Annotated in this window: 18 protein-coding genes; 13 read left to right on the forward strand and 5 right to left on the reverse strand. The window is 63.9% G+C overall.

What is annotated here, in order from left to right; translation table 11 throughout:
* From MESS2_RS06735 to MESS2_RS06745, 3 genes are all read right to left on the reverse strand, one after another.
* Nucleotides 1-224 (reverse strand): hypothetical protein (locus MESS2_RS06735; RefSeq protein WP_040592364.1); only part of this gene is annotated, 224 nt, incomplete at its 3' end.
* Between the two features lie 277 nt (nucleotides 225-501).
* Nucleotides 502-717, reverse strand: a complete 216-nt coding sequence (locus MESS2_RS06740; RefSeq protein WP_008873404.1) for a hypothetical protein — start codon at nucleotides 715-717, stop codon at nucleotides 502-504.
* 150 nt (nucleotides 718-867) lie between these two features.
* Entirely contained in the window at nucleotides 868-1,806 is a 939-nt protein-coding gene (locus MESS2_RS06745; protein ID WP_008873405.1) for a tyrosine recombinase XerC, read from the reverse strand.
* Nucleotides 1,807-1,919: 113 nt separating this feature from the next.
* Between MESS2_RS06745 and rimM the strand changes: the two genes are divergently transcribed.
* On the forward strand, nucleotides 1,920-2,516 hold the full coding sequence (rimM, locus tag MESS2_RS06750) for a ribosome maturation factor RimM (protein ID WP_008873406.1): 597 nt from the start codon (nucleotides 1,920-1,922) through the stop codon (nucleotides 2,514-2,516).
* Nucleotides 2,513-3,217: a tRNA (guanosine(37)-N1)-methyltransferase TrmD gene (gene trmD / locus MESS2_RS06755; protein WP_008873407.1), complete on the forward strand. Its 705-nt coding sequence runs from the start codon at nucleotides 2,513-2,515 to the stop codon at nucleotides 3,215-3,217. The genes rimM and trmD overlap by 4 nt, the downstream gene beginning before the upstream one ends.
* Here the strand turns inward: trmD and MESS2_RS06760 are convergent.
* Nucleotides 3,199-3,951: a sulfite exporter TauE/SafE family protein gene (locus MESS2_RS06760; RefSeq protein ID WP_008873408.1), complete on the reverse strand. Its 753-nt coding sequence runs from the start codon at nucleotides 3,949-3,951 to the stop codon at nucleotides 3,199-3,201. The two genes, trmD and MESS2_RS06760, sit on opposite strands and share 19 nt — an antisense overlap.
* 326 nt (nucleotides 3,952-4,277) lie before the next feature.
* Here MESS2_RS06760 and rplS point away from each other — a divergent pair, with 326 nt between their 5' ends.
* From rplS to MESS2_RS06805, 10 genes are all read left to right on the forward strand, one after another.
* The gene (gene rplS, locus MESS2_RS06765) at nucleotides 4,278-4,844 is read left to right on the forward strand and encodes a 50S ribosomal protein L19 (protein WP_008873409.1); all 567 of its coding nucleotides are present in this window, start codon (nucleotides 4,278-4,280) and stop codon (nucleotides 4,842-4,844) included.
* A gap of 477 nt (nucleotides 4,845-5,321) precedes the next feature.
* Nucleotides 5,322-5,756, forward strand: a complete 435-nt coding sequence (locus MESS2_RS06770; RefSeq protein WP_008873410.1) for an organic hydroperoxide resistance protein — start codon at nucleotides 5,322-5,324, stop codon at nucleotides 5,754-5,756.
* A complete protein-coding gene (locus MESS2_RS06775; RefSeq protein ID WP_008873411.1) occupies nucleotides 5,753-6,253 on the forward strand; it encodes a MarR family winged helix-turn-helix transcriptional regulator in 501 nt (166 codons plus the stop codon). The genes MESS2_RS06770 and MESS2_RS06775 overlap by 4 nt, the downstream gene beginning before the upstream one ends.
* A 265-nt stretch (nucleotides 6,254-6,518) precedes the next feature.
* Nucleotides 6,519-7,316 carry a transporter substrate-binding domain-containing protein gene (locus tag MESS2_RS06780; RefSeq protein ID WP_008873412.1) on the forward strand — a complete coding sequence of 266 codons (798 nt, stop codon included), beginning with the start codon at nucleotides 6,519-6,521 and terminating at the stop codon, nucleotides 7,314-7,316.
* 250 nt (nucleotides 7,317-7,566) lie between these two features.
* On the forward strand, nucleotides 7,567-8,382 hold the full coding sequence (locus tag MESS2_RS06785) for an amino acid ABC transporter permease (RefSeq protein WP_008873413.1): 816 nt from the start codon (nucleotides 7,567-7,569) through the stop codon (nucleotides 8,380-8,382).
* 54 nt (nucleotides 8,383-8,436) lie between these two features.
* On the forward strand, nucleotides 8,437-9,072 hold the full coding sequence (locus tag MESS2_RS06790; protein ID WP_008873414.1) for a class I SAM-dependent DNA methyltransferase: 636 nt from the start codon (nucleotides 8,437-8,439) through the stop codon (nucleotides 9,070-9,072).
* A gap of 45 nt (nucleotides 9,073-9,117) precedes the next feature.
* The gene (locus MESS2_RS33805) at nucleotides 9,118-9,246 is read left to right on the forward strand and encodes a hypothetical protein (protein ID WP_280113304.1); all 129 of its coding nucleotides are present in this window, start codon (nucleotides 9,118-9,120) and stop codon (nucleotides 9,244-9,246) included.
* Between the two features lie 66 nt (nucleotides 9,247-9,312).
* Nucleotides 9,313-10,722 (forward strand): 3-isopropylmalate dehydratase large subunit, encoded by a 1,410-nt coding sequence (gene leuC / locus MESS2_RS06795; RefSeq protein ID WP_008873415.1) that lies wholly within the window; start codon nucleotides 9,313-9,315, stop codon nucleotides 10,720-10,722.
* Nucleotides 10,723-10,953: 231 nt separating this feature from the next.
* Nucleotides 10,954-12,150 carry a GGDEF domain-containing protein gene (locus MESS2_RS06800; protein WP_008873416.1) on the forward strand — a complete coding sequence of 399 codons (1,197 nt, stop codon included), beginning with the start codon at nucleotides 10,954-10,956 and terminating at the stop codon, nucleotides 12,148-12,150.
* A gap of 38 nt (nucleotides 12,151-12,188) precedes the next feature.
* Complete coding sequence (locus MESS2_RS06805) at nucleotides 12,189-13,379, forward strand: GGDEF domain-containing protein (protein ID WP_008873417.1); 1,191 nt, start codon at nucleotides 12,189-12,191, stop codon at nucleotides 13,377-13,379.
* A 10-nt stretch (nucleotides 13,380-13,389) separates the two neighbouring features.
* On the opposite strand, the gene MESS2_RS06810 is transcribed toward MESS2_RS06805, so the two are convergent.
* Nucleotides 13,390-13,746: a hypothetical protein gene (locus tag MESS2_RS06810; protein WP_008873418.1), complete on the reverse strand. Its 357-nt coding sequence runs from the start codon at nucleotides 13,744-13,746 to the stop codon at nucleotides 13,390-13,392.
* Nucleotides 13,747-13,988: 242 nt separating this feature from the next.
* On the opposite strand from MESS2_RS06810, the gene MESS2_RS06815 reads away from it, so the two are divergent.
* Nucleotides 13,989-14,354, forward strand: a complete 366-nt coding sequence (locus MESS2_RS06815; RefSeq protein WP_008873419.1) for a hypothetical protein — start codon at nucleotides 13,989-13,991, stop codon at nucleotides 14,352-14,354.
* Nucleotides 14,355-14,442: the final 88 nt, after the last annotated feature.

Genomic DNA, 14,442 nt, shown 5'->3' on the forward strand with positions numbered 1-14,442 from the left:
GCCGGTTCGGCGGGCTTCATCGGCTCAGCGGGAGCCGGGGCAGGCGCCGGTGTGCTGGCGGCCGGCGGTTCGGCAGGCGCGGGCGCCTCGCCACTTCTTCCAAAAACATAGTAGGCGACAATGGCCAGGATAAGAACGACAAGGGCAATCAGCCAGCCGCTGCCGCCGCCGCCCGCCTTGGGCGTGGGGCTCGGAGTGGTGAACGGGTCGTTTGGATTCGCCATAAAAGTGTCCTCCGTGGATGAAAGATATCAATCAACACACATCAACGCACAATCGTTGAACAGGTTTCACATAGCGCCCGAAAACGCCGAAAGCAGGGCAATTTGCGCCTGAAATCCTTTAGCTGCAAGCATTTAACCGGCAAATCCCCCAGAGATCGAGCCAAAACGAGCCGTTTCGACCTTCCTTGAGTGATACGGACCGAGCGTTGTGCGCTGGTGATTCGCGCAAGGCTTGGAGGAGGCATCGGTGATTCGGGCTGCAACTCAGCCGTGCAGATCAGCCGGCGGCGATGATAACAGACCGCACCGAATCGTGTGTCTGCGGGAGCGACAGCGTGTCGGCGCCGGTCCGAACCGGGATTTCGGCCTGTACTTTGCCGGCGGCAAGCAGTGCGACGACGAGGAAAGACAGGAAAAACAGGACATTGAGCGCGACAAGCAGCTTCAGCGACCCGAGCGCGGCGCGGTCAGCGATGGCGATAGCACGTTTCATGGTACTCTTTCCTGCTTGACCATGATCTACTCCGAAAACCGGATTCCACTTTTCGGGACCATGGTCTTACGCGCAAAAAAGCAGCGAAACAGTTAACCGGCGCTGCAAAATTGGATGCAGTTTCCACTGCGCGCGATGTTGCGTCCTCACTTACGCCCGTGGATGGGATGCTTCGTAGATTTCGAGCAGCCTTGCGGTGTCGACGCCGGTGTAGACCTGGGTGGTCGACAGGCTGGCATGGCCCAGCAGCTCCTGGATGGTGCGCAGGTCGCCGCCGCGCCCGAGCAGGTGCGTGGCGAAGGAATGGCGCAAGGCATGCGGCGTCGCGGTGTCAGGCAAATTGAGGGCCGAGCGCAGCTTCGCCATGTCGCGCTGGACGATGGCCGGGTTGAGCGGGCCGCCACGGGCGCCGCGAAACAGAGGACCCCTGGGGTCGATGTCAAAAGGGCAGAGCCGGCGGTATTCGGCGATGGCCCGCAACGCCACCGGCAGCACCGGCACCAGCCGCGTCTTGCCGCCCTTGCCGGTGATGCGCAGCATCGTGTCGCCGGGCAAGGCCAGCTCGGCGCCAGAGAGGCCGAGTGCCTCGGAAATGCGCAGGCCCGAACCATAGAGCAGCGTCAGCACGGCGGCGTTGCGGGCGGCGATCCATGGTTCCTCGGCCAACTGGCCTTCCACCGAAACGACGTGTTTGGCATCGCTTGCCGTCAGCGGCTTGGGCAGCGATTTCGGCTGCCGTGGCGCACGCAATGCCGCCGCGCCCGCTGCGTTGACGAGGCCGCGCCGCTCGAGAAAGCGCAGCAGCGACCGGATGCCGGCCAGGCCGCGCCCGAGCGTGCGGGCGCCGACCCCATCGGCGCGGCGGGCGGCGAGGAAGCCACGCAGATCGGCCGGCCGCAAATTGGCGATGTCGGAAATGCCCGGCGAACCGCCGCAATGGCCGGTCAGGAAGTGCAGGAACTGGCGCGTGTCGCGCTCGTAGGCTTCCACCGTTTCGGCCGCCAGCCGACGCTCGCGCGCCAGCATCTTCAGCCAGCTTTCGCGGGCCGCCTGGAGATCCGGCTTCGCCGGGATGAGGAATTCCTGCATGGCTTTGTTCCAACTCCGGATCATTTTCCGGCAGCCGGGTTAGGAAGCGGTGAAGAGGCCGTCATTGAAATGACAATCGGGGAGGGTTAGAGCAGCACAAAGGATGTTCCACGATGAGCAAGCCGCAAAACCCCGTCCAGATGGCCGTGATCGGCGCCGCGCACGGCATCAAGGGCGAATTGCGCGTCAAGACCTTCACCGGCGAGCCGCTGGCGCTGGCCGATTACGGCCCGCTCTACGCCAAGGACGGGCGCGCCTTCCAGATCATCGACATCAGGCCCGCCAACACCGTTGTCGTGGTGCGCTTCAAGGGCATCAGCGACCGCAATGCCGCCGAGGCGCTCGCCGGCACGGAGCTGTTCGTCGACCGTTCGATGCTGCCCGACGATGGCGAGGAGGACGAGTTCTACCACGCCGACCTTGTCGGGCTCGAGGTCCGGGACGACAGCGGTGTCATCGGCAAGGTCGTGGCCGTGCACAATTTCGGCGGCGGCGACATTCTCGACGTGACCTTGGCAGGACGCAAAGGCGTGCTGATCCCGTTCACGCAGGCCGCCGTTCCCGCAGTGTCGATCGCTGAGGGTTTTATCCGTCTCGATCCGGCAGCAGCCGGCCTCGTGGACGATGAGCATGGCGAGGCGCCCGGCCGCGAGGGCTTCGATCCGAAGGGCAGGCCGCGCGGACCCAGGGACGCCGGGGGCAACCGGTGAGCTTTGCCGCCTCGGTGCTGACGCTCTATCCCGAGATGTTTCCCGGCGCGCTCGGTCTGTCGCTGGCCGGCAGAGCGTTGGAGGCCGGCACCTGGTCGCTCGAGACAGTTCAGATCCGTGATTTCGCCTGCGACCGCCACCGCACCGTCGACGACACGCCGGCCGGCGGCGGCGCCGGCATGGTGATGCGCGCCGATGTCTTGGCCAAGGCGATCGACCATGCATCGCCACCTGGCGATCCGCGGCCGCGTTTGCTGATGAGCCCGCGTGGAAAACCGCTGACGCAGGCCCGCGTGCGCGAACTGGCCGCCGGCCCGGGTGCCGTCATCGTCTGCGGACGCTTCGAAGGCGTCGACCAGCGGGTGATCGAGGCGCGTCGGCTGGAAGAGGTTTCGGTCGGCGACTTCATCCTGTCCGGCGGTGAGCCGGCAGCCCTTGTGCTGCTCGACGCCGTGGTGCGGCTGTTGCCCGGCGTGATGGGCAATGCGGTGTCGGGCGAGGAAGAAAGCTTTGAGAACGGCCTGCTCGAACATCCGCATTATACAAGGCCGCAGGAGTTCGAAGGGCGGGAGATTCCCGACGTGCTGATCTCGGGCAACCACAAGAAGATCGCGGCGTGGCGACGTGCCGAGGCTCAGAAGCTGACGCAAGAGCGACGTCCGGACCTGTTGGGCGCCGCGCCTCAGCCCTTGGTGAAGTAGTAAAAAGCAAGAAAGAGGCCGACGGCGACGACGAAGCCGCGCACGAAATTTTGCGGCACGCGCTTGGCGATCCAGACGCCGGCATAGCCGCCCAGCGCGCCGCCCGGTATCATGACGATCGCCTGCGGCCAGGCGACGACGCCGCCCGAAACGAAGACCGCGATGGCGACCGCGGCGATGACCATGGCCAACATGTTCTTCAGCGCGTTCAGGCGGTGATAGTTGCCGGCCTGCGTCAGGCCGAGCGTCGCCAGCATCATGACGCCCATGCCGGCGCCGAAGAAGCCACCATAGACGGCGGTGGCAAACTGCGCCAGCGAGCCGACGAGGGAGCCCACCGCCGCTTCATGGCCAGGCTTCGGGGCCGGCTTCAGCCACGGCCCGGCGGCAAACAGGGCGGTCGCCGCCAGCAGCAGCCAGGGCACCAGGGCGCGGAACGACGGATTGTCGAGCGCCAGCAGGATAAGCGCGCCGGCCAGCGCGCCGAAAGCCGAGATGACGCAAAGCAGCAGCGCGCCGCGCCAGAAGGTCTTGATGTCGTCCGAATAGGCCAGCGTCGAGGTGATATAGCCGGGAAACTGTGTCACCGAAGAGGTGGCGTTGGCGACGATCGGCGGCAGGCCGACCAATGTCATGGCGCCAAAGGTGATGAACGTGCCGCCGCCGGCGACCGCGTTGGCAGCGCCTGAAGTGAAACCCGCGAGGAAGAGCAGGATCGCGTCGAAAACAGACATCGGGGTGCCGCCGCAGAAAACTATGCTTTGCCCGGCTTAGGAAGCTTGAAGGGCGGGCGCAACCCGCAGTGGACGAATGCGATGATGCCATGTGTCCAAAAAAGACGCGGCCAAGACGTGACAAAGCGTCGAAATAGCTGTATGTGCCCGCCCGTACCGGCAAGAACAATCTGCCGGACCCGTCAACAATGACGGTGTAGTCGCCCCTGCCCGATGTCTCCCGATACAATGTCTTGGGACAAAGGGCATAGCCGAGCGGTCAATGGAACTGCAAGGCGAGTGCCGGACGCTCTGACTGTCGGAAGAACAAGAAGTGGATTACTGAGATGGATATCCTCCGTCAGCTCGAGGCCGAACAGGCCGCCAAGATCGAAGCCAAGCGCAAGCTTCCCGAATTCCAGCCCGGCGACACCGTGCGCGTCCAGGTCCGCGTGACAGAAGGCACCCGCACCCGCGTCCAGGCCTATGAGGGCGTCGTCATTGCCCGTTCCGGCGCCGGCTTCCAGGAAAATTTCACCGTTCGCAAGATCTCCTACGGCGAAGGTGTGGAACGCGTGTTCCCGGTCTATTCGCCGATGCTGGAGGGCGTCGAGATCGTGCGCCGCGGCAAGGTGCGCCGCGCCAAGCTCTATTACCTGCGCGACCGCCGCGGCAAGTCGGCCCGCATTTCGGAAAACACCGGCGTGCGCGCCCGCAAGCTGAACGATGAGGAGCGCGATGCGCTGAACGCCGAGAAGGCGCGCCTCGAGGCCGAGAAGGTGGCCGCCGCGCAGGCGCTGGCCGCCGAGAAGGCAGCGCAGGACGCCGCCGAGAAGAAGGCGGCTGCAGAAGCCGAGGCTGCCAAGGCAGCCGACGAGGCCGCCAAGGCCGCGGAAGCGACCCCCGCCGAATAATCTTTCGACACGCATGTTTTCGGAAAGGCGGCTTCGGCCGCCTTTTTCGTTTCGGGTGGAACAGCCAAAGCTTCCAGCCAAAAATCTCTTAGTTCCTTGCGGAGCCGGCTAGTGCTCACGTCGGCAGATCGCCTACCTTGGAGATGGCCGCAACACCTATCCCTTCGTCATCCTGGGGCGGAGCAAGGAGCGAAGCGACGCGACGCAGACCCCAGGATCCATGCCATAACTTCGAGGTGTCGCGACGGTGCAGAATTCTGCTCCGCTGCACTTTTCGGCTGAGGTAACGGCATGGATCCCAGGGTCTCCGCGACGGAGCTTCGCTCCTGCTTCGCCCAGGGATGACGAAGTTGGGGAGGCTTGGTTCAACCCATACGTTGCGACGATTCACTCAGACGATCGAAGAACCAGAAACATATTGACGAACTGTTTGATCGTGTACTAAATGATCGCGTACAAGATAAATGGAGATACGAAATGCCTGCGCTTTATTCCACGCAAGCCCGCGCCGTCGGTGGCCGCGCCGGTCACGTCCAGACCAGCGATGGCCTGCTCAGCGTCGATCTCGCTCTACCGAAGGAACTCGGCGGCAAGGGCGGCGCCACCAATCCCGAGCAACTCTTTGCCGCCGGCTATGCCGCCTGCTTTGAAAGCGCCATGCGCTTCATTGCCGGCAAGCAGAAACTGCCGCTGAGCGATGCCGCGGTGACGGCCAATGTCAGCCTGCACGATAACGGCCAGGGCGGCTTCGCGCTCGGCGTGGCGCTGGCGGCGGAGACGAAAGGTCTTGATCAGGCGGCCGCGGAAGCGCTTGTATCGGCTGCGCATCGGATCTGCCCCTATTCCAACGCCATCAGGGGCAATGTCGAGGTGGCGCTTTCGGCAGTGGCGCTCCCGCCAAAGGCAGCATGACGACAAAAACGACAACCGGACGCAAGCAAGCCCCGGCGGTTCCCGCCGGGGTGGCAAGGCTCGACCAGCAGCTCTGTTTCGCGCTCTATTCGGCGAGCGGGCTGATGACGAAGCTGTACCGGCCGCTGCTCGAACCGCTGGGCCTGACCTATCCGCAATACATCGCCATGCTGGTGATATGGGAAAAGGCGCCGCGCACGGTGGGCGAGCTTGGCGAGGCGCTCGGCCTCGATTCGGCGACACTGACGCCGCTGCTCAAGCGGCTTGAGGCAAACGGGCTGGTGACGCGCCGGCGCGACGCTGCCGACGAGCGCCGGGTGCTGGTCGAGCCGACAGCAAAAGGCCAGGCATTGCGCGAGCAGGCGAAAAGCGTGCCCGCTGCCCTGGCTTGCCAGTTGCCGCTCAAGCCTGGCGAATTGAAATCCCTGCACGCCACCTTGACCCGGTTTATCGGCGAACTGCGCAAGGCGGCCGCGACTTCGCCGGACGGCGATTGATTTAGGCACGGATCGTTCCGGAATCTTGCAGTCGAGAAGCAACGGAATCCGTTTTCCCGACACGCCGCGCATTGGGCCAGCTTGCATGGCGCTTGCGGACTACAGCGCCGCGCGCCCTTGGGCGCGCAAAGGACGCTGTAGCACTTTGATTTGGCGCATGATCCTTTCCGAAAATCGATTCCGATTTTCGGGGTCATGCGCTAAAGTCGGCGCTTCCTGCAAGCCCCGACGATGCCGGGGCCGGTTCAAGTCCTGGGAGCGTGTCATGACCAAATCGAAACTGCTGCTGGCCGGCCTGCTGGCCCTCATTCTCGCGCCTGTCGCCGCTATCGCGCAGACGCTGCCCGATCTCGGCGGCAGACAAGTGGTGGTGGTGACGGAAAACGCCTATCCGCCGCTGCAGTTCATCGACGCCAAGACCGGCAAGCAGATCGGCTGGGAATATGACGCGATGGACGAGATCGCCAAGCGGCTGAATTTCAAGGTCGAGTACCAGAACACCTCCTGGGACGCGATGATCCAGGCGGTTTCCGACAACCAGTACAATATCGGCATGACCGGCATCACCATCAAGGACGACCGCAAGCAGAAGGTCGACTTCTCCGACCCCTATATGCGTTCGGAACAGTTCATGCTGGTGCGCGGCGACGAGAAGCGCTTCACCGACGCCAAGACGTTCGGCGCCTTCAAGGACGGGCTGATCGGCGCGCAGGCCGGCACGACGCCTTTCTACACCGCCGTCTACAGCGTGCTCGACGGCAACGAGCAGAATCCGCGCATAAAACTTTTCGAGACGTTCGGCGCGACGGTGCAGGCGCTGAAGTCGGGCGACGTCGATGTTGTGCTCACCGACGGCACCGCGGGGAAGGGTTATGTCGATGCCTCCAATGGCGGGCTGAAGCTGATCGGCGGACCGCTCGGCACCGAGGATTTCGGTTTCATCTTCCCCAAGGGTTCCGATCTGGTGAAGCCGGTCAACGCGGCGATCGCAGCACTCAAGACCGACGGCACGCTCGATGCGCTCAACAAGAAATGGTTCCTTGATTACAAGATGGGGCAGTGAGCTCTCTTGTCGCGAGCGTGGGGTGATGCGCGGGAACTTGTGCTGACTCTGCGCCAAGGCACCCCCCTCTGTCCTGCCGGACATCTCCCCCTCAAGGGGGGAGATCGGATTTTGCATCGGCTTTCGCCAATTTTCAACGTTGCAGAATGGGCGACGACGCCAAAACTGCCAATCTCCCCCCTAGGGGGGAGATGTCCGGCAGGACAGAGGGGGGCGACTTGGCGCGACGTTGTTTCGTCGGCGCGCCCTGATGCCCACGCCCGCGTCTTCCACCGCCAAATCCGACTTCCCCTGGTGGCTGGCCGCGGCGGTGACGCTCGCCGTGGCAGCAGCCATCTTCATCGCCGCCAGCGATCTCTATGCCCAGGTCTTCGCCACCGTCGCCAAGGGCATCGGCATCACCGTCTTCGTCACAGTCGTGGCCTTCGCGCTGGCCTCGGCCATCGGGCTCGGTATTGCGCTGATGGGCCTGTCCAACTCGCGGTGGCTGCGCCAGATCGCCCGCTTCTATGTCGAGATCATCCGCGGCGTGCCGATCCTGGTGCTGTTGTTCTGGATCGCGTTTGCCGGCGCGCCGGCTTTCGTCGTGGCGTGGAACGCGTTGACCGCGCCGCTGCAAAGCGCCGGTCTCCTGGGTGAGTTGCTGGTGCGCGACGTGTCGCTATTGTGGCGCGCCATCATGGCGCTGACCATCGGCTATTCGGCCTTCATCTCGGAAGTGTTCCGCGCCGGCATCCAGGCGGTCGAGAAAGGCCAGATCGAGGCGGCCAAGGCGCTCGGGCTGACGCGCGCGCAGCGCTTCCGGCTGATCGTGTTTCCGCAGGCGATCCGCACCATCCTGCCGCCGCTCGGCAATGATTTCGTCGCCATGGTCAAGGATTCCTCGCTGGTCTCGGTGCTCGGCGTCGCCGACATCACCCAGATGGGCAAGATCTACGCCGCCGGCTCGTTCCGCTTCTTCGAGACCTATTCCATCGTCGCCTATATCTACCTCATACTGACCGTCGGCCTGTCGCTGGCCTTGCGCGCGCTGGAGAAACGGCTACGCCGCCAGCATGAGGAATAGAAGCGAGCGAAGACGGCGCTACATCAGGGGAAAGCCAAACTTGCGGGAGAATCCATGAACATCGACAAGGCCAATGCCGCGCTGGATTCGGTCTATGCCGCCGAGACGCCGGAGGCGCTGGCTGACGCCTATGCCGCATGGGCCGCGACCTATGACAGCGAGACCGCCTCGCTCGGCTATCTCCTGCCGTTCCTGATCGCCGCCTGGGTGGCGCGCCATGTGCCGGCGGGCGAAGGGCCGCTGCTAGACGCCGGCTGCGGCACCGGCCTGTCGGGACCGTCGCTTAGGGCGCTGGGCTACCTGGACATTGCCGGGCTCGACCTCTCCGACGACATGCTGAAGATCGCCGGCAGCCGACAGGCCTACAACGAGCTGAAACAGGCGATGCTCGGCGGACCGCTGCCGTGGCCGGACGGCCATTTCCGCGCCTTCTTCTCGACCGGCGTGTTCACCATCAGCCACGCGCCGGCTTCCGGCCTGCATGAACTGGTGCGCATCACGAAAAAGGGTGGCCACGCCATCTTCACCGTGCGCGACCAGGTGTTCGAAAGCGGCGGGTTCCAGGCCGTGTTCGGCGAACTGGAGCAAGCGAAGAAATGGCGGCCGGTCGAGGAAAGCCCATGGTTCCGCTGCTATGCGATCGCTGAGCCGGACGCGCTGGTGAAGACGTTTGTGTTTGAGGTGGTTTGAGCGGCGACGCTTTCCCGCCAATTGCCGAAAAACCAAAACATTGATATGAGCAGCGCCATGGAAGAGCTTTTTGGCGATCCGGCCTACAAGGGTTTCGTGCTGCAGGATAGAAAACGCCTGCCGTCGCGATTCTCCGCGCGTATTTCTGGCGCGCTGACCAGCCGACTTCGCTGAACCGTTTTTCGCCGGGCCAACCCGGCGCCTGCCCCTTCCCATTTTCATATCGACGGATTTACGCAAATGAGCGCACCGCGCACCCTCTACGACAAGATATTCGACGACCATGTCGTCGACCGCCAGGACGACGGCACCTGCCTGCTCTATATCGACCGCCATCTCGTCCATGAAGTGACCAGCCCGCAAGCCTTCGAAGGCCTGCGCATGAGCGGCAGAAAAGTCCGGCATCCGGAAAAGACGCTGGCCGTGGTCGACCATAATGTGTCGACCTCGCCGGAGCGCAAATTCGGCATCAAGAATGAGGAAAGCCGCATCCAGGTCGAGGCGCTGGCCAAGAACGCCAAGGATTTCGGCGTCGAATATTATTCCGAGAACGATATCCGCCAGGGCATCGTCCACATCATCGGGCCGGAGCAAGGTTTTACTCTGCCCGGCATGACCATCGTCTGCGGCGACAGCCACACCTCGACGCATGGCGCTTTCGGCGCGCTTGCGCATGGCATCGGCACCTCGGAAGTCGAGCATGTGCTGGCCACGCAGACGCTGATCCAGCGCAAGGCCAAGAACATGCTGGTGCGCGTCGACGGACAGTTGCCGGAAGGCGTCACCGCCAAGGACATCATCCTGGCGATCATCGGCGAGATCGGCACGGCCGGCGGCACCGGCTACGTCATCGAATATGCCGGCGTGGCGATCCGCGCGCTGTCCATGGAAGGCCGCATGACGATCTGCAACATGTCGATCGAGGGCGGCGCGCGCGCCGGCCTGATCGCGGCGGACGAGACGACCTTCGCCTATGTCAAGGACAAGCCGCGCGCGCCGAAGGGCGCGGCCTGGGATGCAGCACTTGCCTATTGGAAGACGCTGCAGTCCGACCAGGGCGCGCATTTCGACAAGGTCATCGTGCTCGACGCGGCCAAGCTGCCGCCGATCGTCTCCTGGGGCTCCTCGCCCGAGGATGTCGTGTCGGTGCAAGGCATCGTGCCGAACCCGGACGACATCGCCGACGAGAACAAGCGCACCTCCAAGCAGCGCGCGCTCGATTATATGGGGCTGACGCCGGGAACGAAGATCACCGACATCTCGCTCGACCGCGTCTTCATCGGCTCCTGCACCAACGGCCGCATCGAGGATCTGCGCGCGGTCGCCAAGGTGGTCGAAGGCAAAAAAGTCAGCCCGCATGTCGATGCCATGATCGTGCCGGGCTCCGGACTGGTCAAGGAGCAGGCGGAGGCCGAGGGTCTCGACAAGATCTTTGTCGCCGCCGGCTTCGACTGGCGCGAGCCGGGCTGCTCGATGTGCCTGGCCATGAACGACGACCGGCTGAAGCCGCATGAGCGCTGCGCCTCCACCTCGAACCGCAATTTCGAGGGCCGGCAAGGCTTCAAGGGCCGCACCCATCTGGTGTCGCCGGCGATGGCGGCGGCGGCGGCGATCGCTGGCCACTTCGTCGACATTCGTGAGTGGAAATAGACCGGGCGTGAGTGGAAATAGACCGGGCCGCAGCAGTTCGGATTCTCGTATACCGAACCCCGGGCCGCGATGCGGTTCGGGGTTTTGTTTTGGCCCGATCCCTTCCAAGGCTTCTTCGCGACGGCCTGACGATTTTCGGCTGCGCCGCGCATATTCGATTTTGCTTAACCGCTTGTTTGGGCTTCCGCTTTAAGGTCTTCCCTCACGTAAGCGAGGGGAAGTCATAGTCCTTTGGACACCGGTCTGCTGATAGCGCTGCTCAACCCGACGATCGCGCTTGCGCTCGGCACGTCATTCCTCGTTCTATGGTTCTATCAACGCCATCGCCCCTATCTGGCCGTGCTGGCCGCAAGCTACTCGCTCTCGGCGGCCGGCTTCCTGTTCCAGGCCTTCACGCTGCCCATCGGCCTGATGCCGTCCAAGCTGCTCTCCAACCTATGCTTCAGCCTTGCCGCCTGCTGCCTGTGTAGCGCGGTGGTGGCGCGCTATGGGCGGCGCGTGCCCTATGTCGGGATCGGCGTCCTGGCGGGTAGCGGGCTCGCCGCTCTCTGCTGGTTCATGTTCGTCCAGCCCGATCTCACCTGGCGAATCCTGGTGATCAATTTCGCGTTCGGCGGCCTCAGCCTGCTTGTTGCGGCCGAGCTGCGCGTGGTGCGCAACGAAGGCCCGACGGAAATGATCCTGTTCGTGCTGTCGCTGCTTTCCGGGCTCAACTTCTTCGTACGCACCTTGATCGTCATCATCGCGCACGGACGGTTCGAAAATTATGCCGAGCTCTATACCTCGTCCTACTGGACGACGGCGCTGTTGTCGCATGCGCTGCTGTCACTGCTGATTGCGCTCTGCCTGATCTGCGCGGCCGGGCTCGACGTGATGAAGGCGCTGAAGACCGAGACCCACACCGATCCGCTGTCGGGCCTGCTCAACCGCCGCGGCTTCGAGGAACGCGCGACGCTTGTCCTTCAGCACTGCATCACGGCCAAGTTACCTGTCGCGCTGGTACTCGCCGACCTCGATCATTTCAAGACGCTCAACGATCTGTACGGGCATGCGGCGGGTGATCGCGTGATCGCCGACTTCGCCGCCAAGTTTCGGTCGGCCGCCGGGGCGCGCGGCGTTGCCGGCCGCATCGGCGGCGAAGAGTTCGCGGTGCTTCTGCCGCTGAGCGACCTTGCCGCGGCACGGCTGTTCGCCGAAGCCGGGCGCACGCTGCACTCGGCGGGCAGCGTTGACGGGCTTCCTACGGGCACTAGGGTGACCGCGAGCTTCGGCGTCGCGGCCCGCACCAACCACGAAGGACTCGAGTTGTTGATGTGCCACGCCGACGAGGCGCTCTACGAAGCCAAAAGAAGTGGCCGCGACAGTGTGCGCCTGTCCCAGGAGCGGTTGGAAATGGTCGTCGTTACGGGATCGCTCAAAGCCGGCTGATCATCCACGTCTGTCGCGCAGGGAGTGCAAAGGACCACATGGGCGGCGCGGGCTTCATCCTTGCAATCAACCTGTTCGTCGCGGGCTTGCTGGCTGCTGCCTTCATGACGATCACGCGCTACGATGTGGGGCGGGCGTCGGCGCGCTGGCTGGCCTTCGGCTATCTGCTGGGGATGGCCTACTACGCCATCGAATTCAGCATTCCGGTCCTCGACAATGCGCGGCCCGCGGTCGTCGCGGCATTCTCGGTTTTCCTGGGCGCCACCATCGCCTTCAATGGCGGGCTTGCGCATAAATACCAAGTGGCGCCGCCCTGGCTGCCGATGCTTCTCTTCCTGCTTGCAGCCAGCATCGCCGTGTATGCCGTGCAGAATCTGCCGCGTCAGTCGCTTGTCCGCATGATGGCCTACCAGCTTCCCTATGCCGCCATGCAATTCGTCGGCCTCGGCATCGTCTGGTCGTCCGGGCAAAGACGCGACCGGCTCGACCGCGTGCTGATGGCCGTTCTGGGTGCCAGCGCCCTGCAATTCGTCAGCAAGCCGTTCATCGCCGCCGCGCTGGGCGGCTGGGGCGCCAATCCGCAGGCCTATCTGCAGAGCAATTACGCCCTGGTGTCGCAGTCGCTCGGCACCGTGTTCGCCCTGGCGATCGCGCTTCTCATCCTGGTCATCATGGTCCGTGACGTGGTGGCCGAGGTGACGTCGAAATCGGAGATGGACACGCTTTCAAGGCTGCTCAACCGGGGCGGTTTCGAAAGCCACGCCGAGCGCGCCATGCTTGAGGCCGCGCGCAAGGGTGTTCCGGTCACGCTGGTCATCGCCGATCTCGATCATTTCAAAAATATAAACGACAATTTCGGCCACGCGTCCGGCGACCGGGTCATCGAGGCTTTTGCCGGTCTGCTGCGCGAGGTGGCAGCCGATCATCACGTCGCCGGCCGCCTCGGCGGCGAGGAATTCGCCATCATCCTGCCGGGAACCAACCTCGCCGCCGCCCGGCTCTTCGCCGAAGGCACGCGCAGTGCCTTCGGCACGCTGCCGGTCGACGGACTGCCGCAGGATCATCGCTGCACGGCGAGCTTCGGTGTAGCCGAACTCCAGCCGGGCGAAGGTTTCGCCGGGCTGACGCGGCGCGCCGACGAAGCGCTCTATCAGGCCAAGCGCGGCGGACGCGATCGCGTGCGCATCTCGCTCGGTCCGGCCCGGCCGGCGGTCGCCAGCGCGGGATAGGGTATACCTGTTAGCGGCAGGGACTGAGTTCGGGCATCTCGCCGTCGGAAAGGCCATACATGTAGCTGCGACCCTTCACGAAAACCGGCGGCCTGTAGCAGTCGCGGCTGGAGACGTCGTCGGATTGGTTTTCATAGACGACGCTGGGCTGGCCGGCGCTGGTGTAGTCCGACAATTCCTTGGCCAGCTTGCCCTCGCCGACGAGGATGCGCTTATAGCCGGCGGCGCTCTCGATGACGAGATTGCCGAAGGAATCGGCATAAACGCGGTCGTGATCGCCTCCCGCGAGCGCCGGCACGGCGAAGCCGGTGGCCAACGCCACCAGGACGAGCGCCGGAAGGCGCGATTTGCCTGAATTCGAACGCATGGCGTGTTCCTTGGTTAGAGGCAGCCTCCTCGAATCAGAAATTAACCTTTTCTTAACCTTTGTTAAGAGGGCAACCTCGCTTGGCCCAAGGTCTCGGCAAACATGGTTAATATCCGGCGGCTCGACGGGCTGCGGCCATCATTCGGCCATGCTTGCCCGCACCATCGCGGCCGATGTCGAGCGTGTCGCCGGGTGACCTTGACTTGGCATGGCGGCTGGTGTGCTGCGTGAGGAGGAAGCGTATGGCGTTATACCGGACGGTTCGGATGACGCTTGTTCTGTGCCCATTGCTGATTGCCACGGCCTGCGTCCCGCAGACCAATGCGCCGAAAGCTGGAAATCCGGCCGCGGCTGCCGCAACCGATCTGACGCCGCAGCCGCGCACAGCGACCTACAATTGCGCCGATGGCGGCAGGATGACCATCCAGAATCTCGGCTCGTCGCTGCGTGTGATCGGGCCGGATGGTATCCCCGAGGAGTTTGCGGCCTCGCCCGCCAACCAGAGCAGCCGCTACCAAGAGCCGGCGACGCATGACGCAGTCGTGATCGACGGACGCGAAGCGCTGGTGATGAAGAGAGGGTCGACGCCGCAAACCTGCACAAGATAACCGCAGTTGCCGCACTGCAGCGAACATTGCGCCGGCTCTCGGTCGCGGCCTAATCGATTGAAGCAAAGAGCGCCCCTTTTGTCAGACT

The organism is Mesorhizobium metallidurans STM 2683, from assembly GCF_000350085.1.
Classification (GTDB): Bacteria; Pseudomonadota; Alphaproteobacteria; order Rhizobiales; family Rhizobiaceae; genus Mesorhizobium; species Mesorhizobium metallidurans.